General features: G+C 55.3%; 1 pseudogene. It reads left to right on the forward strand.

The features are described from left to right. A pseudogene (locus D7X55_RS41165) lies at positions 1 to 441 on the forward strand (WD40 repeat domain-containing protein); the annotation flags it as partial.

A 441-nucleotide genomic window follows, 5' to 3' on the forward strand; every position in this document is an offset into this window, starting at 1 on the left:
ATGTGGACGAGAATGATGTGCTGCAGGTGGAGGATGAAGGTGACGAGCCTATGGACGACGAGGATGACGACTTGGGCGATCTGCCTGAACGCAGACCAGAAGAGGGGGAGGACGAGATCATCTACGAGGACAACTCTCTGCAACACTTCCCCGCACACAATGGGTCCGTATTTGCTGTTGCCGCACACCCTACTGCTTCGATAGCTGTCTCTGGCGGCGAAGACGACTTGGGATACATCTGGGAAATCGAGTCGGGCAAGGAGATCGTGAAGCTCACGGGACACACCGATAGTGTGACGAGCACTGCCTTCAGCCACGATGGAGAGCTTGTATCGACTGGAGGCATGGACGGGAAAGTCAGGATATGGAGGAGGGTCGGAAAGGAGGACTTCACAAGATGGGAGTTCTTGACTGAACTTCAGGGCCCAGACGAGGTTATGG

Origin of the sequence: Corallococcus sp. AB049A, from assembly GCF_003668885.1 — a bacterium.
In the GTDB taxonomy this organism is placed as follows: domain Bacteria; phylum Myxococcota; class Myxococcia; order Myxococcales; family Myxococcaceae; genus Corallococcus; species Corallococcus interemptor.